The sequence below is a fragment of the uncultured Pontibacter sp. genome, assembly GCF_947502515.1.
Classification (GTDB): Bacteria; Bacteroidota; Bacteroidia; order Cytophagales; family Hymenobacteraceae; genus Pontibacter.
Window position 1 is genome coordinate 976,625 of sequence record NZ_CANNAI010000001.1, and the last position, 19,702, is coordinate 996,326.

At 49.8% G+C, this 19,702-nt stretch carries 18 protein-coding genes; 5 read left to right on the plus strand and 13 right to left on the minus strand.

Annotation, left to right across the window (positions count from 1 at the left end):
- Positions 1 to 17 precede the first annotated feature (17 nt).
- Complete coding sequence (locus Q1A54_RS04600; protein WP_299985382.1) at positions 18 to 1,028, minus strand: acyl-CoA reductase; 1,011 nt, start codon at positions 1,026 to 1,028, stop codon at positions 18 to 20.
- A gap of 108 nt (positions 1,029 to 1,136) precedes the next feature.
- Here Q1A54_RS04600 and Q1A54_RS04605 point away from each other — a divergent pair, with 108 nt between their 5' ends.
- Both Q1A54_RS04605 and Q1A54_RS04610 read left to right on the plus strand, forming a co-directional pair.
- Positions 1,137 to 1,487, plus strand: a complete 351-nt coding sequence (locus Q1A54_RS04605; protein WP_007652581.1) for a 4Fe-4S dicluster domain-containing protein — start codon at positions 1,137 to 1,139, stop codon at positions 1,485 to 1,487.
- Positions 1,488 to 1,564: 77 nt separating this feature from the next.
- Positions 1,565 to 2,137: a pentapeptide repeat-containing protein gene (locus tag Q1A54_RS04610; RefSeq protein ID WP_299985383.1), complete on the plus strand. Its 573-nt coding sequence runs from the start codon at positions 1,565 to 1,567 to the stop codon at positions 2,135 to 2,137.
- Between the two features lie 6 nt (positions 2,138 to 2,143).
- On the opposite strand, the gene Q1A54_RS04615 is transcribed toward Q1A54_RS04610, so the two are convergent.
- Positions 2,144 to 2,752: a hypothetical protein gene (locus Q1A54_RS04615; protein WP_299985384.1), complete on the minus strand. Its 609-nt coding sequence runs from the start codon at positions 2,750 to 2,752 to the stop codon at positions 2,144 to 2,146.
- Between the two features lie 291 nt (positions 2,753 to 3,043).
- Between Q1A54_RS04615 and Q1A54_RS04620 the strand changes: the two genes are divergently transcribed.
- Positions 3,044 to 5,671 carry a valine--tRNA ligase gene (locus Q1A54_RS04620; RefSeq protein ID WP_299985386.1) on the plus strand — a complete coding sequence of 876 codons (2,628 nt, stop codon included), beginning with the start codon at positions 3,044 to 3,046 and terminating at the stop codon, positions 5,669 to 5,671.
- A gap of 58 nt (positions 5,672 to 5,729) precedes the next feature.
- Here Q1A54_RS04620 and Q1A54_RS04625 read toward each other — a convergent pair whose 3' ends face one another.
- The 4 genes from Q1A54_RS04625 to Q1A54_RS04640 all read right to left on the minus strand — a co-directional run bounded on the left by Q1A54_RS04625 (position 5,730) and on the right by Q1A54_RS04640 (position 9,816).
- The gene (locus Q1A54_RS04625; RefSeq protein WP_299985388.1) at positions 5,730 to 6,326 is read right to left on the minus strand and encodes a hypothetical protein; all 597 of its coding nucleotides are present in this window, start codon (positions 6,324 to 6,326) and stop codon (positions 5,730 to 5,732) included.
- A gap of 51 nt (positions 6,327 to 6,377) precedes the next feature.
- Positions 6,378 to 6,893, minus strand: a complete 516-nt coding sequence (locus Q1A54_RS04630) for a hypothetical protein (protein WP_299985390.1) — start codon at positions 6,891 to 6,893, stop codon at positions 6,378 to 6,380.
- 176 nt (positions 6,894 to 7,069) lie between these two features.
- Complete coding sequence (locus tag Q1A54_RS04635; RefSeq protein WP_299985392.1) at positions 7,070 to 8,440, minus strand: dihydrolipoamide acetyltransferase family protein; 1,371 nt, start codon at positions 8,438 to 8,440, stop codon at positions 7,070 to 7,072.
- A 116-nt stretch (positions 8,441 to 8,556) separates the two neighbouring features.
- Positions 8,557 to 9,816 carry a competence/damage-inducible protein A gene (locus Q1A54_RS04640; protein ID WP_196114536.1) on the minus strand — a complete coding sequence of 420 codons (1,260 nt, stop codon included), beginning with the start codon at positions 9,814 to 9,816 and terminating at the stop codon, positions 8,557 to 8,559.
- Between the two features lie 146 nt (positions 9,817 to 9,962).
- Between Q1A54_RS04640 and Q1A54_RS04645 the strand changes: the two genes are divergently transcribed.
- Together Q1A54_RS04645 and Q1A54_RS04650 are read left to right on the plus strand one after the other, a co-directional pair.
- Positions 9,963 to 10,694 carry a DUF4197 domain-containing protein gene (locus Q1A54_RS04645; protein WP_196114537.1) on the plus strand — a complete coding sequence of 244 codons (732 nt, stop codon included), beginning with the start codon at positions 9,963 to 9,965 and terminating at the stop codon, positions 10,692 to 10,694.
- Positions 10,695 to 10,842: 148 nt separating this feature from the next.
- Positions 10,843 to 12,123 (plus strand): erythromycin esterase family protein, encoded by a 1,281-nt coding sequence (locus Q1A54_RS04650; protein WP_299985396.1) that lies wholly within the window; start codon positions 10,843 to 10,845, stop codon positions 12,121 to 12,123.
- A 202-nt stretch (positions 12,124 to 12,325) separates the two neighbouring features.
- On the opposite strand, the gene Q1A54_RS04655 is transcribed toward Q1A54_RS04650, so the two are convergent.
- From Q1A54_RS04655 to Q1A54_RS04685, 7 genes are all read right to left on the minus strand, one after another.
- A complete protein-coding gene (locus tag Q1A54_RS04655; RefSeq protein WP_040574074.1) occupies positions 12,326 to 13,288 on the minus strand; it encodes a calcium/sodium antiporter in 963 nt (320 codons plus the stop codon).
- A gap of 84 nt (positions 13,289 to 13,372) precedes the next feature.
- The gene (locus Q1A54_RS04660; protein ID WP_007655898.1) at positions 13,373 to 14,080 is read right to left on the minus strand and encodes a YebC/PmpR family DNA-binding transcriptional regulator; all 708 of its coding nucleotides are present in this window, start codon (positions 14,078 to 14,080) and stop codon (positions 13,373 to 13,375) included.
- Positions 14,081 to 14,198: 118 nt separating this feature from the next.
- Positions 14,199 to 14,849, minus strand: a complete 651-nt coding sequence (locus Q1A54_RS04665) for an ATP-binding cassette domain-containing protein (protein WP_007655897.1) — start codon at positions 14,847 to 14,849, stop codon at positions 14,199 to 14,201.
- Complete coding sequence (gene lpxA, locus Q1A54_RS04670; RefSeq protein WP_076420337.1) at positions 14,839 to 15,630, minus strand: acyl-ACP--UDP-N-acetylglucosamine O-acyltransferase; 792 nt, start codon at positions 15,628 to 15,630, stop codon at positions 14,839 to 14,841. The genes Q1A54_RS04665 and lpxA overlap by 11 nt, the downstream gene beginning before the upstream one ends.
- A complete protein-coding gene (locus Q1A54_RS04675) occupies positions 15,627 to 17,021 on the minus strand; it encodes a bifunctional UDP-3-O-[3-hydroxymyristoyl] N-acetylglucosamine deacetylase/3-hydroxyacyl-ACP dehydratase (RefSeq protein ID WP_196114539.1) in 1,395 nt (464 codons plus the stop codon). The genes lpxA and Q1A54_RS04675 overlap by 4 nt, the downstream gene beginning before the upstream one ends.
- 160 nt (positions 17,022 to 17,181) lie before the next feature.
- Positions 17,182 to 18,204, minus strand: coding sequence for a UDP-3-O-(3-hydroxymyristoyl)glucosamine N-acyltransferase (lpxD, locus tag Q1A54_RS04680; RefSeq protein WP_196114540.1), 1,023 nt, complete (start codon positions 18,202 to 18,204; stop codon positions 17,182 to 17,184).
- A 138-nt stretch (positions 18,205 to 18,342) separates the two neighbouring features.
- On the minus strand, positions 18,343 to 19,575 hold the full coding sequence (locus Q1A54_RS04685; protein ID WP_299985402.1) for an HD domain-containing protein: 1,233 nt from the start codon (positions 19,573 to 19,575) through the stop codon (positions 18,343 to 18,345).
- Between the last annotated feature and the right edge of the window lie 127 nt (positions 19,576 to 19,702).

A 19,702-nucleotide genomic window follows, 5' to 3' on the forward strand; every position in this document is an offset into this window, starting at 1 on the left:
GAGCCTAATGCTATACCCTACAACTTCTGCAAAAACGCCATCGTATCTACGCCATCAGCATAGTCCCAAGGCATTGGGCATTGGGCATCGCCGAAAGGGATGCTGCCCTCAAGCCAGCCATGCGCGGAAACGACGCACTGTGTCTTTTCCTTTACTGCAGCCAATTTGTGACGCAGGTCAGGCAGGGAAGTAAAGGTCTCGTAAAACAGAACTGAAATAGGGGATACCAGTTGCTCACTTGGCTGCACCAGTAGGAAGCCATTGTCGAAGTGCGGCACACGGTTTACAAGCAGGATCGACTTGTTGTAGTCGTAGTTGTTCTGGTATTTGTGGTGGTCCAGAATGGTTTTGTGGTGCTCGTTAGCCTCATACAGTTTGTCGAAGGTATAGCCCTCAGGTACGTATACCTTGGAGACGTTGCGGCAGCCCAGCCCGTAATACTGGAAAATATCGTTGCCCAGCGCTCGCAGGTCTTCTTCCTCTTCGTGGCCTGTCAGCACGCCAATGCTGGTGCGGTTCTTACGGATGATGTGCGGACGCTTGGCAAAGTAGTACTCGAAGTAGCGAGCCGTATTGTCAGAGCCAGTTGCGATAATGGCATCGGCCTCTTTGAGCATATCTACGAATTCAAACTGGTTAGCAAAGGCTGGTTCTATACCTACCAGCATACTGGCAAGGCGGCGCATCAGTACATCGTCGTCGGAGCTCAGCTTGGCCAGCAGGAAGTGACCGCTCAGCAGCACCGACATAAAATCGTGGAAACCGACCATCGGGATATTGCCGGCCATCACTACGCCAACCTTTTTAGGTGTAACCTGTTTGAGGTGGTAAGGGTAAAGCCATTCACGGAGGTATTGCTCATTGAGCAGGGTGATAACACCCTGAAGAGCGGCAGAAACGCTGGCCTCGTCGAACCAAGGGTTTTTAGCTTGTGCAACAAAAGACAGGGCTTTGCGCTCATCAGGCGTCATGTCCTGCAGTTGTTTCCCTAACTTCACGAAAGCTTCGATTCTGTTCTCTAATGTCATGGCAAACCGCTGTGTTAAAATTTATTTGATACGGATACTTAATGTTCCTAATTTTGTTCGATAAATAAAGCGATACAAAAGTACTAAAAATATACAGGAGATACGATTATGGCGATAATGATCACTGATGAATGTATAAACTGTGGCGCCTGCGAACCAGAATGTCCGAATACTGCCATATACGAAGGCGGAGCGGAGTGGACCTGGGGCGGTGGCACGGAGCTTAAAGAAGTAGAGATCGACGGTGGTGAGATCATCCCCGGCGATGCGGCCCAGCCTCCTATTTCGGACGAGTTCTATTACATTGTGTCAGATAAGTGTACCGAGTGCATGGGCTTCCACGAAGAGCCTCAGTGTGCCGCTGTCTGCCCGGTTGACTGCTGCGTCGATGACCCAGACTACCGCGAGACAGAAGAAGAGCTATTGGCGAAAAAAGATTGGCTGCACCAGGCCAGCTAGGTATAGCCAACACTAATAGCACAAAAAACCTGTCTTTCACGGCAGGTTTTTTTATTTCATCTTAACAAGCTATACCTATGGAAGAGCAACTACATCAGGATAAAACATTCGAAAAGATCACATACCCAGGCAAAGCCATCAAAGGGCGTGAGTTTGAGAACTGTGTGTTCCGAAACTGTGAATTCTCTAACAGTGATTTCTCCAACAATCGTTTTACTGACTGCCAGTTTATAGGCTGTAACCTGGCCATGCTGAAACTGAACAACTCAACGCTGAACAACGTGACGTTCAAAGAGTGCAAGCTTACAGGTATAAACTTCAGCGAATGCGAAGAGTTTCTGTTTACGGTGGGGTTTGAAAACTGCCTGATGGACTATACCTCTTTTCTGAGGCGCAAAATGCCGAAAACCAATTTTGTTGATTGTTCCTTAAAGAATGCGGTTTTGGAACAGGCGAACCTCACGAAGGCCAAGTTTGACAATACCGATCTGGCGGGAGCTGTTTTTGAAAGAACGCAGCTCAACGAAGCTGATTTTAGCACTGCCTATAACTACACGATCGACCCTGAACTGAACTCCATCAAGAAAGCCAGGTTTTCGCAGGATGGGCTAGTAGGTTTGCTAACAAGGTATGATATCCGAGTCGCGTAAGGAAGATCACCACGTAATTGGATAGGTAGTCATGGATTCTTCTCGCCCGCTTTCGTAGCGAATGCGCACGGTAAATGTCCGTTCATCGGGGCTAGCGGGCTTTTCCGGAAGCACAAGGGTACCTAATCCCATTTGCATATCATCATAATAGTTAAGCGTATTGATGTTGCTAATGGCTTGCTCAAGTGTCAGGATCTGGTTTCCTAAGTAATGGTAAACCAGCACCTTTTCCGTCAGGGGTTTACCTGCTGCTATAGCATTAAAAGTTTTGTCGCTGTATACTTCCACTTCTGCCACTTTATCTTTTAGAGATGTGAAGTTTGGCTCATTATCGCAACTCCAGGCATAAGAAGCAGAATAGGGCGTAAAAGCACTCCTTAGCTTCGCCTGCAATGCAGTAAATGTAAGTTCGAGAAGCAGGGTGTCGCCCACATAGACTTCGTTGGAGATCAGGTAGGAAGGATTAGGCTGCATACCTCTGTGCATGTAGCCACTTTTGTGAGGAGTTATATGGTAAAGCTTTAGTTGATAAGGTCCGGATGGATTCTCAGGGCAGCAGGCGAAAGGTATAATACCGGTGAGGATAAGCAGTAGGAATACTGTTTTTCGGATCATGAGCATGCAGATTACTTGAGACCAGCGAATTTTACTCAATCTAACGAATATATAGGTATAAAGTGGTGATAGTTTGTTTGTTTGAATGTGAAACTTAGAGGTGCGTAAGATAAACAGCCGATGCAGGAAATGAAGAGCATAACAAGCCTTTGGCAAAACGCTATACCTGATTTGTGTCTGAACAACAATCTTAAAGCTTACTGCATAACAATCTATAATTAGCAACCAACAATTAAATCAAAATCCCTAATTTTGCCAATTAGCGCAAAAAGCAGAAAAAACTAGTCTAAGATGTCGATTTCAACTAAATATAACCCCAGAGAAGTAGAGGAGAAGTGGTACAGCAGCTGGATGCAGCGCGGCTTCTTCCGTTCTACGCCTAACCCGAAAAAGGAACCTTATACCATCGTGATTCCGCCGCCAAACGTAACTGGCGTGTTGCACATGGGGCACATGCTCAATAACACGATTCAGGATGTGCTGATTCGTCGTGCGCGCATGAAGGGCAAAGAGGCTTGCTGGGTGCCGGGCACCGACCACGCTTCCATTGCCACGGAGGCGAAGGTGGTGGCTATGCTGAAAGAAAAAGGCATCAACAAAGCAGACCTGACCCGCGAGGAGTTCCTGGAGCATGCCTGGGAGTGGAAAGAGAAATATGGCGGTATCATTCTGGAGCAGCTGAAGAAACTGGGTGCTTCCTGCGATTGGGACCGTACCCGCTTCACGATGGAAGACGACATGAGCGCTGCCGTGATCGAGGTGTTTGTGGACCTGTACCGCAAAGGCCAGATCTACCGCGGCGTTCGCATGGTAAACTGGGATCCGCAGGGTAAAACGGCTCTTTCTGACGAAGAGGTGGTGCCAAAAGACACCATGGCCAAAATGTATCACTTGAACTACGAAGTAGTAGGTGCTGCAGAGCCAACTTATATCACCGTAGCGACTTCGCGTCCGGAGACGATCATGGCCGACGTAGCCGTGGCGGTAAATCCAACTGACGAGCGTTATACCCACCTGCACGGGAAATCAGTGCGTATTCCGTTGCTGGGCAAAGAAATTCCGGTGATTCTGGATGAGTACGTGTCGATTGATTTTGGTACTGGTGCTCTGAAAGTAACACCGGCGCACGACCTGAATGACTACGAACTAGGTCAAAAGCACCAATTGCCGACCATCGATATCCTGAACGATGACGGTACACTGAATGAAAAAGCACAACTATACGTAGGGCAGGACCGCTTTGCGGCTCGTCGTAACATCGTGAAAGACCTGCAGGAAGCTGGTTTGCTGGTGAAGATAGAGGAGTATGCGAGCGTACTGCAGACTTCTGAGCGAACCGGTGCTGTAATCGAGCCGCGCTTGTCGATGCAGTGGTGGTGCAAAATGGATAAAATGGCGAAGCCGGCACTCGAAGCCGTGATGAACGATGAGATCCGTCTGCACCCACCGAAGTTCAAGAACATGTACCGCTCCTGGATGGAAAACGTGCACGACTGGTGTATCTCGCGCCAGCTGTGGTGGGGACAGCAGATACCTGCTTACTACCTGCCGGATGGCTCGTTTGTGGTGGCTACCAGCGCTGAAGAGGCATTGAACCTGGCCCGCAAGCAGAGCGGCAATGATAACCTGCAGTTGAGCGACCTGCGTCAGGACGAAGACGTGCTGGATACGTGGTTCTCTTCCTGGTTATGGCCAATCTCGGTATTTGATGGTTTCAAAGATCCGGACAACAAAGATATCCTTTACTATTATCCGACTAATGATCTGGTGACCGCCCCTGAGATTCTGTTCTTCTGGGTGGCGCGTATGATCATGGCCGGTTTCGAGTTCCGCAATGAGTCGCCTTTCCGTAATGTATACCTGACTGGTATCGTGCGTGATACACAAGGACGTAAAATGTCGAAGCAGCTGGGTAACTCACCGGATCCGCTCGACCTGATCGACCAGTACGGCGCCGACGGTGTGCGTGCCGGTATGCTCTTCAGTTCACCTGCTGGTAACGACTTGCTATTCGACGAGAAACTGGTAGAGCAAGGCCGTAACTTTAGCAACAAGATTTGGAATGCCTTCCGTCTGATCAAAGGTTGGGAAGTGGACGAAAACCTGCCATGCCCGAATGAAACGGCTATGCAGTGGTTCGACTCCCGCTTCAACGAGGCTTTCGTGCAGATCGAAGATCACTTCACGAAGTTCCGTATTTCGGATGCTTTGCTGGCAGTCTACAAACTGGTTTGGGACGACTTTTGCTCGAGCTACCTCGAGATGATTAAGCCTGCCTATCAGCAGCCAATCGATAAGCAGACGCTGGATACAACAATCGTATACCTGGAGAAGGTGCTGAAAGTGCTCCATCCATTCATGCCGTTCATTACAGAAGAGATCTGGCAGGACCTAAAAGAGCGTAAGGACAAGGACTTCCTGATCGTGGCGGCTTGGCCGAAGCAAGACAAGTTTGACAAGCAGCTGACGGAGAAAATGGAGAGTGTGCTTAAGATTGTAGCCGCGATCCGTAACATCCGTAACTCGAAGAATATATCACCGAACAAGTCGCTTGATTTGGCTATCAAGGTGATGAACCAGGACGGCTACGAGGACTTCATCAGCATCATTCGCAAGCTGGCGAACATTGACGAGATCTCGCTAGTGCAGGAGAATGTGGAAGGCGCTATCAGCTTTGTAGAAGCCGGCGACGAGTTCTTCATCCCGATGGAGGGCAATATCGACGTAGAAGCAGAGCGGGATCGTCTGCAGAAGGAGTTGGAGTATACCAAAGGCTTCCTAAACTCAGTGGTGAAAAAGCTGAGTAACGAGCGTTTCGTAAGCGGTGCACCGGAAGCAGTGATTGCCAATGAGCGCAAAAAGCAAGCAGATGCTGAAGCCAAGATTCACGCGATAGAGCAGAGTTTAGCTTCGCTGTAAGGTATAAGCTTTATTAAAGACAGCGGCCGTTCTCGTGAGGGAACGGCCGCTGTTGTTTTTATTCCTTACTCAGCTCCACCACAAAACGATCCAACTCGTCTTTTACTTTCGGCATGATATCACTTAAGCCTTGTTTCTTCTTCGGGTACATGAGTTCCACGTGGCGGTCGTCGATCTTATACTCGAGTAAGCCTTGCTCATCCTCCGTGAGGTAGTAGAGCTTGATCAGCGCATCTGTAGTAGAAACTGCGTATGTACGAAACTTGAAATTGTTTTGGATGCGCTGCTGGGTGGGGGCTCTGTCTTCCAGATAGCGTTGCGTTACGACTGTGTCAAGTGCCATAGTCGTTTCAATCTGGTGTATAGCTTTGATGTCGCCCTCGCTGAAACGCCAGGTCTGTATATGGTGCTTGCCTTGTTGTCTTGCGCTGTATTTGCTTTGAGATAGGTTGATGCTAGCCATAACATAGAACAGCTCCAGATCACTTTCGATAGTCCGCATGGAGGGGCTCAATGTTGCATTATCGCTGATGAAGACGGAGGTGTTAGCAAGTATCCGAGCGTCCTTGTTAAGATCCTGGCCTAGCTGCAAGTTACTGTCCTGGCTGAGGATGAAGGCGAAGAGTACAGGAAACAGAAAAGAAAGTGGCGTCATAGTGCTTTGGATTTATACCTGTTTTCCTATACTCAAATATCGTGCAGAAGGCTACAAACTGGAGCTATCCACCACTTTCCAGGTGATGTTGCCATTGTTCACTTCATAACGCAATATCATATAACCGCCGATGTGGCCGTCTTCATAATAGGCCATGGCGTAGCGGTCGTTCAGGATACGGCTGTCGCGAATTGTCATCGTACCGCCCACTATGCCCTCTTTAGGTATAAGCTGCCCTTGCTTGCGGCTCAGATCATTCATCAGGTCCACTTCGGGGTTGCGGAGGCCTTTTTTGCGGAGCTTTTGTATGTCGCTTTCGCTCAGGCTGCCCATTTCGTCTACAAATTCCACGCCGCTGGGAGGTACTACACTCATGGTATCAGGAGGCAGCATCATGTCTTCCAGCGAGTCGGCTTCAGCTTCTTCCTGCTCCAGTTGCTGACCGGTCTCGGCCAGTTTGTTGTCAGCTATACGCAGGCGGCTTTCAGCATCATTTTTCTTCCAGTAAAAATACACGGCTGCAAACAGGAAAACGGCAGCCAGAATCCAGGCAATGGCAACTCTCATAGTTTTGGTGATCGGTTATACTTCCACATAAACGGAAGCGAAATAAAACAGATGTATCAATATTAGTAAAAAGGTATATGGAATGCTACACCTACAAAAAAGCCTGCCCCAATTTATTAAGGCAGGCTTTCTGTTTATACCTGAAGTCTTTCGTCGAAAAACTCCTTTGTCAAAAATTAGATCGTCTGGTTTACGTCGAAGTTCTCGAGGTAGTCGGCTACACGGCGCACGAACATGCCACCCAGTGAGCCGTCTACAACACGATGGTCATAAGAATGCGACAGGAACATGAAGTGACGGATACCGATCAGGTCGCCTTCTGGCGTCTCGATTACAGCAGGCTTCTTCTTGATAGCGCCCACGGCCATAATAGCCACTTGCGGCTGCATGATGATCGGTGTGCCCATCACGTTGCCAAATGAACCCACGTTCGAAACGGTATAAGTACCGCCAGACAGATCGTCCGGAGTCAGTTTGTTCATACGGCCACGATTAGCCAGGTCGTTCACCTTCTTAGTCAGACCGTTCAGGTTGAGCTGATCCGCGTTCTTGATGTTCGGCACGATCAGGTTGCCGCTTGGCAGGGCCACGGCCATACCGATGTTGATATCTTTGTGACGGATGATATTGCCACCGTCCACAGACACATTGATCATCGGGAAGTCTTTGATCGCTTTGGCAATCGCGTCGATGAAGATCGGGGTAAAGGTCAGGTTTTCACCTTCACGCTTTTTGTACTCGTTCTTCCACTTGTTACGCCAGTTCACGATGTTCGTCACATCGGCTTCCACGAAAGAAGTCACGTGTGGCGATACGCGCTTGCTGTCTACCATGCGGTCAGCGATCATTTTGCGCATGCGGTCCATCTCGATGATCTCGACGTTTCCGCTGTAAGAGGCTGCTGGCTTAGAAGCGGCAGAGGCAGCCTGTGGCTGTGCGGCTGATGCCGGAGTGGCCTGTGGTTGCGGTGCTGCAGCAGGAGCTTGTGCCTGAGGCTGAGCTTGCGGAGCAGCAGCTTGCTGTGGTGCGTTTTTGCGGCTCTCTACGTAAGTCAGGATGTCTTTTTTAGACACACGGCCTTCTTTGCCGGTACCTGGAACGTACTCCAGTTCCTGCATCGAGATGCCTTCTTCGCGAGCGATGTTAAGCACAAGCGGAGAGTAGAAACGGCCGGAAGCTGGCTGGTCGAGTTTGGCTACAGCAGCGTCAGAAGAGGCGGCTGCAGGCTGTGCATTTGCCTGAGCGGCTGGTGCAGCAGCTGGTGCTTCAGCAGTGGCCGGAGCAGCAGGAGCGGCAGTGTCTTCGCCGTTGGTAGAGATGATAGCGATCGGGGCGCCCACAGCTACCACGTCACCTTCCTGTACCAGTATCTCCTTCAGTATGCCGCCCTGGATGGCAGGTACTTCCGTGTCCACTTTGTCTGTAGCTACTTCCAGCACCGATTCGTCTTGCTCGATGGAGTCACCCACGTTTTTGAGCCATTTCAGAACGGTACCTTCCATGATACTCTCGCCCATCTTGGGCATAACCATTTCTACAAGTGCCATATTTTATTTATTCGTTGTTCTATTAAGGGACAGTTTTTTGGGCCGAAAGACACAGAACAGCAAAGCCACGCTATACCTGGCGACCCGAATTTGCAAACAAAGTTAATGATTTTAGCCTATTCCTCAACCGCTATATTCAAACTTTGGCGTACGAGGTTGAGCACAGCCAAGGCAGTATACTCAATATTGAGCTGACGGTTTTTGTTGTATTGTAAAAGTTTTGCGCGGCTGCCGTGCTGGTCGGCATAGGCAATCCAGATCGTGCCGACGGGCTTTTCGGCTGTGCCGCCGTCGGGCCCGGCGATACCACTGGTGGCCACTCCAATGTCGGTATTTAGCTTCTCGCGCACGTTTTGGGCCATCTCCAGCACCGTGGCTTCGCTCACAGCGCCATGCTGTTGCAGGGTTTCGGACTTCACGCCCAATAGCTGCATTTTCACGCTGTTGTCGTAGGCCACTACACCACCCATAAAATAAGCCGAGCTGCCCGGCACACTCGTGATGCGGTGCGCCAGATAACCACCTGTGCAGCTTTCGGCTGCGGCGATGGTCAGGCCCCGTTCTTTTAGCAAAGCGCCTAAAGCTTCTTCCAAAGGCACTTCGCCATAGGCAAAAATGTGTTTCGGTACGAGAGTCGATAGTTTGCCAACTTCGGTTTTCAGTTCTGTTTCCAGCTGTTCGGCATGGTCGCTGGTACCAGTCAGGCGCAGGCGCACGCCGCCGAGGTGGGGCAGGTAGGCCAGCCGGATGTGCGCAGGCAGGCTCGTTTCCCAGTCTTCCAGCTTCTCCGCGAGCATCGACTCCGGTATACCTACCGTCTGGATGACCTTATGGATGATATGTGGGGTTTTGAAGTAGGCCTTGAGTTGTGGCAGCACCGTGTCCTCCATCATGCGCTTCATCTCAAACGGTACGCCGGGCATCGACACAAACACTTTGCCCGCATCCTCAAACCACATGCCCGGCGCGGTGCCCAGCACGTTGCGTACCGGGGTGCAGGAGGCCGGCAGAAAAGCCTGTTGCCGGTTCAGCTCCGTCAGTTCATAGCCGCGGCTCTTGAATAATTCGGTTACGTCAGCCAGCGATTGCTCGTCTAGCTGGAGCTCGGTATGAAAGTAGTCAGCCAACACGTTTTTGGTAAGATCGTCTTTGGTAGGACCAAGGCCGCCGGTAATCAGGATGATGTCAGCGCGACTGCGGGCATAATCCAGTGCCTGCACAATGTGGCTTGCTTCGTCCGAAATTGAGGTGATCTGCTTCACCCGTACACCTATTTTGGTGAGCTCCGTCCCCATCCACGCAGAGTTGGTGTCCACTATCTGCCCGTACAGGATCTCGTCGCCTACCGTAATGATTTCTGCATATACCGCTTTCATAAAATTAATTTTGGTCTGATTTGTGCGTTGCCAAGTAAAACTCATTCAAGTTAAAGATGTTCGGGCGATTTGGCGCAGGACAAGCATTATTTTCCGTAATTTTAGCCGATGCGCAGGTATAGCCTGACAAACAAAAAGCACAATCCATGAAAAAATTACTCTACACCTCACTCGTAGCCCTCACCCTGGGTGCCTCAGCCTGTACGGTGGCCGACATTCAGCGTACCGTAGATGGCGTAATGGCCGGAACCGGTGGTGGTGCTGTTACCCAGAACGAAGTAGCTTCCGGCCTGAAACAGGCGCTGGAAGTGGGCATTACCAAAGGCTCGAACCAAGCCTCGCAGACGGACGGTTTTTATAAGAACTCCCTGATCCGTATACCTTTCCCTCCGGATGTGCAAAAGGTTGAGAACACGCTTCGTCAGGTAGGTCTAGGCAAAGAAGTGGATCGCTTCGTGATGACGCTGAACCGTGGAGCTGAAGACGCAGCAAAAAGTGCTGTGCCTATCTTTGTGAACGCAATCAAGCAAATGTCTATTGCCGATGCCTGGGGCATTTTGAAAGGCGACAAAGATGCCGCCACGCAGTACCTGAAGCGTACTACCTCTACGCAGCTGCAAAATGCCTTTATGCCGGTCATCCAGCAATCACTGGAGAAGACCAATGCAACACGTTACTATACTGACCTGGTGACCCAGTACAATCAAATTCCGCTGGTGCAGAAAGTAAACCCGAACCTGGATGAGTATGCCACCCAGAAAGCCATGGATGGTTTGTTCCTGCTAATTGCACAGGAAGAGGCGAATATTCGCGAGAATCCGATCGCCCGCACAACGGAGTTGCTGCGTAGGGTGTTTGCCAAAGAAAATCAGTCCTAAGCTATACCTGTTATACCGCTTCAGAAAGCCCGTTGTATCATTTGGTACGGCGGGCTTTCTTTTTTGCAAAACATTAAAACCGGATTGAAAGTACAATACACAAAATTTTAAGAGTGAGTTAGATACGCGCATAATCCCCCTGACAGGTATGGAAAACAAACACTTCAAATACAGCCCAATCACGAAAGAGAAGGACCTTGACGAGCTTATAGAAGAAATTGGTGACGCCAGGGTAGTGATGCTGGGAGAGGCATCGCACGGCACTTCTGAATACTATACCTGGCGTACGGCTATTTCAAAGCGGCTCATCGAAGACAAGGGCTTTACTTTCATAGCCGTGGAAGGTGATTGGCCGGAGTGCTATACCGTGAACCGCTTTGTGAAGGGCTATCAGAACTCGGGCCGCAAGATAGCCGATGTGCTGGGCGTATACCGACGCTGGCCTACCTGGATGTGGGCGAACTGGGAAGTGGCCGCATTGGTCGAGTGGGTCCGTGACTTCAACCACATCCGCAATGCACAACATAAAATAGGTTTCTATGGGCTGGATGTGTACAGTTTATGGGAGTCCCTGGATCAGGTGCTTAAATATATGGAGCGGCACGATGGTAAAGCCGCAGAGGCTGCACGAGTCGCCGTACAATGCTTCGAACCCTTCCACCGCGATCCGCAAACTTATGCCCAAGCTACAGCCTTTGTGCCGACCGACTGCGAGAATGAAGTGATTCAAATGCTGGAGCAAGTAGCAAAGCGTGTCGTATACCCGGACGATCCGGAGCACGAGTTCAATACTACTCAAAATGCGCTGGTGGCGGTGAATGCCGAAAAGTACTACCGTGCCATGATCCGGGGAGGAGTTGGCTCCTGGAACGTGCGTGACTCACACATGATGGAGACGCTGGACCGTTTGCTGGAATTTCATGGGCCAAATGCCAAAGCCATCGTTTGGGAGCATAACACGCACATCGGCGATGCCCAATACACCGATATGGCGGATGACGGCATGTTTAACATCGGGCAGCTGGCCCGCGAAAGGTATGGCCGTGATCAGGTGAAATTAGTGGGCTTCGGAACATACCAAGGTAACGTGATTGCCAGCCGATCTTGGGGAGCGCCTATGCAAAAAATGGATGTGCCGGCTGCCAAGGAGGGAAGCTGGGAACACATGCTGCACGAGATGAGCACCGATGATAAGATCATTTTTTCGAAGGATCTAAAAGAAGTGCCGGAACTGCAATGCCGCATCCCGCACCGTGCCATTGGCGTGGTCTATGACCCTAAAGTAGAACATCTCGGTAACTATGTACCTACTCTTATACCTGATCGCTACGATGCTTTCCTTTACTTCGACGAGACGGAGGGTGTGCACCCGCTCCATATGAAAACCCGTGGCGCCAGAGAGCCAGAGCTATACCCTTGGAATTACTAAGAGTTTGAGAAGTAAGAGTTAGAAAGTTTGGGAGTTACAGAGAAAGTGTGAAGAGCTTCCCAATTCGTGTCGTATAAACAGCAAAGGCCCGTCATTAAAGCGGGCCTTTGCTGTTAGCTAAGATAGGTCTGATTTTTCGCCAGGAGTGAGTATAAAGGAGGATAAACTTTATAACTCTTACTTCTCAAACTCTTTAACTCCCTTATCCCCTCTGTATCAAAAACACAATGTAGGCAACGTAGATAGCCAAAAAGAAAATACCGTTCCACCGGTCGATCGTGTTCTTTTTGCCAATAGGGATAACCACCACCAGCAGCGTACTGGCGAAGATCATCACCATGATATCGGAGTTACTTACTACATTAAAGGGGAGGGGATTGATCACGGCGCTTATACCTAATATCCAGAGCAGGTTGAAGATGTTGGAACCGATCACGTTGCCAATCGCGATGTCGATGTTTCTGCGGAATGCGGCCATGGCAGAAGTAACAAGTTCCGGGAGAGAGGTACCTATCGCCACAATAGTTAAGCCAATAAAGGATTCGCTCAGGCCAAATGACTGTGCAATGGATACGGCGCCGTCCACTACCCACTTACCTCCTAAGAATAAACCCACGCCACCAAGCACCATGTACAGCACCGACTTTGGTATACTCATCATCGGCTCATCGTCTTCCTCAATCACCTCATCCTTGTTGGTTTTGGCAATGTTGTAGATATAAGCCATAAAGAGCACAAAGAAGAAAAGCAGGATGCCGCCATCGACTCTGCTGATGAAGAGGGAGGTCTTGTCTCCGAACAGCACCGCATTGGCCAGAAATCCTACCAGTAAAGTGGCAATGAGGGAAAAAGGAATTTCGGTGAGGATGGTATTGCGCTGAATGGGCAGCGGACAAATGATGGCCGTGACCCCGATGATCAATAGCAGATTGGCCACATTACTACCAAACACGTTGCCTATCGCCAGCTCTGACTGCCCCTGCATACTCGACATGATGTTGATGATCAGCTCCGGAAGAGAGGTGCCGAACGAAACAATCGTCAAGCCGACAACCATGTCCGAAATATTAAAGCGCTTGGCTACAGACGATGCACCTGACACCAGCATGTCAGCCCCTTTAATCAAAAACACAAAACCAAGAGCGAATAGTATGTATAATAGCATAGGCAGGTAGCAGTATCACAAAAAGAAAGGCTGTCTATACAACGACAGACAGCCTTCCACTATACTTTAAAGCGCAGTGAGGGGTTATGCCATGTTGTGGTAAACCGCCTGCACGTCGTCATCCTCTTCAATCTTCTCCACCAGGTTTTCGATCTCCTCGGCTTGCTCGTCTGTCAGTTCCATGCGGGTGTTCGGTACGCGCTGCAGTTCGGCACTGATCACGTTCAAACCTTTCTCTTCCAGTGCTTTTTGCATTGCTCCGAAGTCTGTGAAAGCAGTTTCCACAATGATCTCACCTTCGTGCTCGTAGATGTCTTCTGCACCGGCATCGATCAACTCCAGCTCCAGTTCCTCAATATCAAGGCCCTCAGCGGCAATCTTAAAAATACCTTTGCGGGTGAAGATAAAGTCCAGGGAACCTGTTTTGCCCACAGCACCACCTGCACGCGAAAAGTATACACGCATGTTGGCAATGGTGCGGTTGAGGTTATCAGTTGCGGTCTCTACCAGGATGGCGATACCATGCGGACCGTAGCCCTCGTATACTACTTCTTCGTAATCTTTTTCTTCTTTGGATGAGGCACGCTTAATGGCCGCTTCTACGCGGTCTTTCGGCATGTTCACACCTTTGGCGTTATTGATGGCCGTGCGCAGGCGGGAGTTGGTTTCCGGGTTAGGACCAGCTTCCTTCACTGCCATTACGATCTCTTTGCCGAGGCGTGTAAAGGCCTTCGACATCTTGTCCCAACGCTTGAACTTACGGGCTTTTCTAAATTCAAATGCTCTTCCCATGGTATCTGGCTAAGTATTATGTCTTACAAATTTAGGGAGCTTAACTGTAAATTGGTAGAGCTACCCGAAAAACCTTGCACTATTTACCAGTTCGGCTATACCTATACCTTCAGCGAAACTACTGTCTCGCTGGTTTCGGTTGCCTGGCTGGGGCATGATAGTCTGTTATATAAAGGTGCTGGTCGCAGAAACTGTACTCGTGCACAATGTTGGAGCCCACGATGATCAGCCTTCCTTCCTTGTTCGCTGCCACATGCTCCTGGTACCAACTCACTCCTTCCTGGTCGAGGTTGGTAGTAGGCTCATCGAGCACGAGCAGTTTAGTGTCAGAGTAGATGGCCAGCCCCAGTTTCAGGCGCTGCTTCATACCTGATGAGAAGTCCTTCACATACTTGTTACGTGATTTCTGCAGACCCATACGCTCTACCAGTTCTTCGTGCGAAAGGTTGTTGCGCAGCGGCTTAAAGCGGGTATGGAAGGCAATCATTTCAAGGAGCGTCAGCTCCTCCACCAGCTCCAGGTAGGGTGCTGTAAGTGAGAGCTCACGATAAGCTTTGTCCGGAGCTACTGCCTTGCCATCCAGCAGGTAGGTGATTTCGCCTTCGGAGTGCAGGTTGTGACCTGCTATAACAGTAAGAAGAGTGGATTTCCCGGACCCGTTATGCCCTAATATGGCATAAGAGGTGCCTGACTCTAAGGTATAGGTCAGGTTCCGGAAAATCCACTCGTAATTGTAACGTTTACCTAAGTTGCTTAGGTTAATTTGCATCTTTAGAGAAATAACTCTTAATAATACCGCGACCGGAGTTACGAACAAAATTGATGATTTCGTCGCGTTCACGGCTAGGGGCCATCTCCAGTTCAATCTTGTCCAGGGCCTCCGTGGTATTGTTACCGCTCATGAACAGGATGCGGTAGATTTGCTGTACCTCGTTGATCTGTTCGCTGTTAAAGCCTCTGCGGCGCAGGCCGATAGAGTTGATACCGGCATAGGTTAGCGGCTCACGCGCTGCCTTTACAAAAGGAGGCACGTCTTTTCGAACCAGTGAACCGCCCGAAACCATGGCATGCGCTCCGATCTTTACGAACTGGTGCACAGCGCTCGAACCACCGATGATAGCGTAATCGCCCATCTCCACGTGACCAGCCATCTGCACGGCGTTCACCACAATGCAATTGTTACCCACGATGCAGTCGTGCGCAATATGCGCGTAGGACATGATCAGGCAGTTGCTGCCAATCACGGTCTTCATCTTATCGATGGTGCCACGGCTCACCGTCACGCACTCTCTGATAACCGTGTTGTCACCGATAATGGCAATGGTGTCTTCGCCGGCGAACTTCAAGTCCTGGGGCACCGAAGAAATAACGGCGCCAGGGTATATTTTGCAATTCTTGCCAATGCGGGCACCTTCCATGATGGTCACATTGGGACCAATCCAAGTGCCTTCTCCAATCTCTACGTTTTTGTAAATAGTGGAAAAAGGCTCTACGACCACATTCTGGGCAATTTTAGCCTCTGGGTGGATGTATGCTAACGGCTGATTCATGCGTCTTTCTTTACTATACTTGCCGACATCTCTGCCTCCATTACCAGTTGGCCGCCCACGAAGGCCTGACCAGACATCTTGGCAATACCCCGCTTTACAGGGGCAAGCAATTCACATTTAAATATTATGGTATCACCCGGAATTACCTTGCGCTTAAAGCGGCAACGGTCTATACCCAGGAAATAAGTCCAGTAGTCTTCCGGATTCTCCACGGTGTTCAGCACCAGGATGCCGCCTGTCTGGGCCATTGCCTCTATCTGGATCACGCCCGGCAGCACTGGGTTGCCTGGAAAGTGGCCCTGGAAGAATGGCTCGTTCATGGTCACGTTCTTAACGCCCGTTACCGTGGTTTCGTCTAAGTGTATGATTTTATCTATCAGCAGGAAAGGGTAACGGTGCGGCAAGGTGGCCGAAATCTGGTTGATATCCATTACCGGTGGCTTCTTCGGGTCGTAAGTTGGTACGGTCTTGATAGAAGCTTCCTGTATCAGTTTCTTTACACGGCGCGCAAAAGCAATGTTGGCCGCATGTCCCGGTCTAGCAGCCAGGATCTGTCCCTTTATTGGACGACCGATCAGGGCAAGGTCACCCATCAGGTCCAACAGCTTGTGGCGGGCCATTTCATTTTTGTAGCGGAGTTCTGTGTTGTTCAGAATACCCTCCTCTTCCACGGTTACTTTTTTCTTGCCCAGCAAGTCAGCCAGGTACGACAGTTCACCGTCTTCTACCACACGATCCACGATCACGATGGCATTGTCCAGGTCACCGCCCTTGATGAGGTTTTGCTTATAAAGGGCCTCCAGTTCATGTAGGAAACAGAAGGTGCGGCAAGGCGCAATCTCTTCTTCAAACTGGCTCATGTCCGTAATAGAGGCGTGCTGGCTGCCCAGTACAGGCGAATTATAGTCTACCATTACGGTCAGGCGGTAATCGTCAAGCGGCAGGGCGGCGATCTCTACACCACGGCTGTCGTCTTTGTAGCTTACCCCTTCAGTTATCTCGAAGTAGTTGCGCAGGGCATTCTGCTCCTGAACACCCACTGAAAGAAGCGCCTTTACGAATTCAATAGAAGAACCATCCATGATCGGAGGTTCCGGGCCATCAAGTTCTATCAGCACATTGTCAATCTGCAGGCCTACCAGCGCTGCCAGCGTATGCTCCACTGTGTTCACACGGGCGCCATTTTGCTCGATGGTAGTGCCACGTGAAAGGTCCACCACATTGTCCACGTCTACGTTCACAGTCGGCTGACCCTCAAGGTCAATGCGCTGAAACTTGTAGCCATGGTTTGCAGGGGCGGGCTTAAAGGTCATATTCGATACAACGCCCGTATGCAATCCAATGCCCGATACAGTTACCGGAGCCTTGATAGTGTGCTGTTTATAATTCATTTAATGTTTCGTTGTTAACTTATTGCGATACTTTCGCTGCTGTAGCGCACAGAGTATGAGCGGGCTTACAGCGGAGGGAGCATTGCGACTGCAAACTTAAGATTTTATATACTGCCTGCCAATTTTAATTGATAGCACAGGGCAGCAGAGGCATAAAACCTTAATTCTTCTCTTTCAATTCGTCTAATACGCGCTGTAATTCCGGCAATTTGCGGAAAACGGTGATGGCTTTGAGGTTTTGCTTGTAGTCGAAGGCAGGGGAGCCCTGTATGATGGTGCCTGACTCTTTCACGGACTTAGACACGCCTGACTGTGCACCGATGGTGGTTTTGTCAGCTATGCTGATATGGCCCACGATACCCACCTGCCCGGCAATCACACAGTTATTACCGACTTTGGTAGAGCCGGATATGCCTGTCTGTGAGGCAATTACTGTATTTTTCCCAATTTCTACGTTATGTGCCACCTGCACGAGGTTGTCTATTTTAGTGCCTTTACGGACGATGGTAGAGCCCATGGTGGCGCAGTCGATGGTAGTATTGGCGCCGATGTTCACGTCATCCTCTAGCACCACATTGCCGATCTGCGGCACATTTTTGTAAGTGCCGTCAGGCTGAGGGGCAAAGCCGAAGCCGTCGCTACCCAGCACCACACCGGCATGCAGGGTGCAATTAGCACCCACCACTGTGTTGGCGTATAGTTTCACTCCTGCGAAAAGGGTGGTATTGTCACCAATGGTTACATTGTCGCCGATGTATACCTGCGGGTAAATGCGCACATTCTGGCCTATTTTGCAATTGTTGCCAATATAAGAGAAAGCACCACGGTAATGGCCTTCGCCTATCTCGCTGCCGCTGCCGATAAAGCAAGGCTCCTCAACACCCACTTTAGAGGCGAGCACGGCCTGTTGGTAATAGGCTAATAGGGTTGAAAAACTGGAGTAAGGATCGGATACACGAATAAGAGAAGCGGAAACGGGCTTTTTAAGCTCCAGTTTGTCCGACACGATCACCGCGCTTGCTCCGGTTGTATAAAGATATGGTTCATATTTTAGATTAGACAAAAAAGCAAGTGCTCCAGTCTGGGCTTCTTCAATTTTGGCTAATGTGCTGACCTTTACTGTACTGTCTCCTTCAACTTCTCCCTTCAAAAGGTCCGCAATCTGTTGAATAGTGAATTCCATCTTGTAAAATTAGAGCAAAAAATAAAATGTGCTACCCATTGGGGGCGCAAACTTAATAAAAACTTTACGCTGCACCGCCACATTCTGCAGCAGATTATGGACAGGTCAAGCAAATCCCGTGCAAATCCTATAGTCGGTTTATAAGGCGGCTACCTCTTTGGGGTAACACACGAAGTATTTTTCTACTTTATTACTCAATGCCTGTATATTAGGCAAATCCGAGGCATCGGCTACGTTCACCACATAACCGGTTTTGGTAAGCACATCAATCGATTGGCCTTCAGCCATATAAGCACTGTTGCTGATGCGGCCCGAGATCATCAGGTACTTCACGTCCTCGAGGTGTACCTGAAAGCGCTCCTGCACCAGTTCGCTTATACCCAGCATCATCTCTTCATCAATTGGCTTGCTGGAGATGTATACCTTGAACAGCTTGCGATTCAAAATGCTTTTGGAAAGATAGGAGATAACAGGGTCAGGGTGCATTGCCCATTCTTTAATGCCGCTCCATACGTCATGGTCGTCCAGCGAAACAAAGCGCTCTAAAATAGAATTATCTCTCTGGAAGTCCTCCATAGTGAGATTGGAGGAGAGGAAGAACTTGAGGCAAGGGCTGGCCGGTACGTCTATACCCTGCTGAATCAGCTCGCGGGCACGCTGCACGGTACGCAGCACCATGTGCTCGGCACTGATCACGGTTTTGTGCAGGTATACCTGCCAGTACATCAGGCGTCGGCTTACCAGAAAGTTCTCGATGCTGTAAATGGCTTTCTCTTCTACCACCAATTTGTCGTTAGCTACGTCCAACATCTTAATCAGACGGTCGGCACCGATCTTTCCTTCGTATACACCTGTATAGAAGCTATCGCGGTTGAGGTAATCGAGGCGGTCTACATCCAACTGGCTCGAAACCAGTTGGTGGAAGAAGCGACGTTCATAAGTGTCTGTGAAGATTTTAATGGCAAGGCTTAATCTGCCTCCAAATTCTTCGTTGAGCAAGTGCATGATGTGCAGCGAGAGGTGCTCGTGGTGTACTTCTTGGAAAATAGCCGTTTCCAGCGCATGCGAGAAAGGCCCGTGGCCCACATCGTGCAGCAGGATGGCGATGAGGGAGGCCTCAAACTCGGCGTCTGATATTTCATTGTTCTTGCCGCGCAGCGTGTTCAGGGCCAGGTTCATCAGGTGCATGGCCCCCAGGGCGTGATGAAAGCGGGTATGCAGAGCACCCGGATATACCATTTCGGTTAGTCCCAGTTGCTTGATCCGGCGCAGACGCTGAAAGTAGGGGTGGTCGATGATGTCGAACAACAATTCAGACGGCACCGTGATAAAGCCGTATACAGGGTCGTTTAATATTTTTTTCTTATTCACAAAAACCGAGGTTTTTAATTGTTAAATTGCTAATCGTTAACTGTTTGCTCTGCTACGAACCAAATTAGCCCGTACAAGTAACCGCAATCTGCAAGGCAATGTTTGCGTTGAGGTAGAGTAATCAATT

Bases quoted from the DNA above. Each gene is read 5' to 3' on its own strand.
- Q1A54_RS04610 (WP_299985383.1), top strand. From the start codon at position 1,565: ATGGAAGAGCAACTACATCAGGATAAAACATTCGAAAAGATCACATAC.
- Q1A54_RS04600 (WP_299985382.1), bottom strand. From the start codon at position 1,028: ATGACATTAGAGAACAGAATCGAAGCTTTCGTGAAGTTAGGGAAACAA.
- lpxD (WP_196114540.1), bottom strand. From the start codon at position 18,204: ATGGAATTCACTATTCAACAGATTGCGGACCTTTTGAAGGGAGAAGTT.
- Q1A54_RS04615 (WP_299985384.1), bottom strand. From the start codon at position 2,752: ATGATCCGAAAAACAGTATTCCTACTGCTTATCCTCACCGGTATTATA.
- Q1A54_RS04635 (WP_299985392.1), bottom strand. From the start codon at position 8,440: ATGGCACTTGTAGAAATGGTTATGCCCAAGATGGGCGAGAGTATCATG.
- Q1A54_RS04675 (WP_196114539.1), bottom strand. From the start codon at position 17,021: ATGAATTATAAACAGCACACTATCAAGGCTCCGGTAACTGTATCGGGC.
- Q1A54_RS04625 (WP_299985388.1), bottom strand. From the start codon at position 6,326: ATGACGCCACTTTCTTTTCTGTTTCCTGTACTCTTCGCCTTCATCCTC.
- lpxA (WP_076420337.1), bottom strand. From the start codon at position 15,630: ATGAATCAGCCGTTAGCATACATCCACCCAGAGGCTAAAATTGCCCAG.
- Q1A54_RS04660 (WP_007655898.1), bottom strand. From the start codon at position 14,080: ATGGGAAGAGCATTTGAATTTAGAAAAGCCCGTAAGTTCAAGCGTTGG.
- Q1A54_RS04640 (WP_196114536.1), bottom strand. From the start codon at position 9,816: ATGAAAGCGGTATATGCAGAAATCATTACGGTAGGCGACGAGATCCTG.
- Q1A54_RS04605 (WP_007652581.1), top strand. From the start codon at position 1,137: ATGGCGATAATGATCACTGATGAATGTATAAACTGTGGCGCCTGCGAA.
- Q1A54_RS04655 (WP_040574074.1), bottom strand. From the start codon at position 13,288: ATGCTATTATACATACTATTCGCTCTTGGTTTTGTGTTTTTGATTAAA.
- Q1A54_RS04630 (WP_299985390.1), bottom strand. From the start codon at position 6,893: ATGAGAGTTGCCATTGCCTGGATTCTGGCTGCCGTTTTCCTGTTTGCA.
- Q1A54_RS04620 (WP_299985386.1), top strand. From the start codon at position 3,044: ATGTCGATTTCAACTAAATATAACCCCAGAGAAGTAGAGGAGAAGTGG.
- Q1A54_RS04665 (WP_007655897.1), bottom strand. From the start codon at position 14,849: ATGCAAATTAACCTAAGCAACTTAGGTAAACGTTACAATTACGAGTGG.
- Q1A54_RS04650 (WP_299985396.1), top strand. From the start codon at position 10,843: ATGGAAAACAAACACTTCAAATACAGCCCAATCACGAAAGAGAAGGAC.
- Q1A54_RS04645 (WP_196114537.1), top strand. From the start codon at position 9,963: ATGAAAAAATTACTCTACACCTCACTCGTAGCCCTCACCCTGGGTGCC.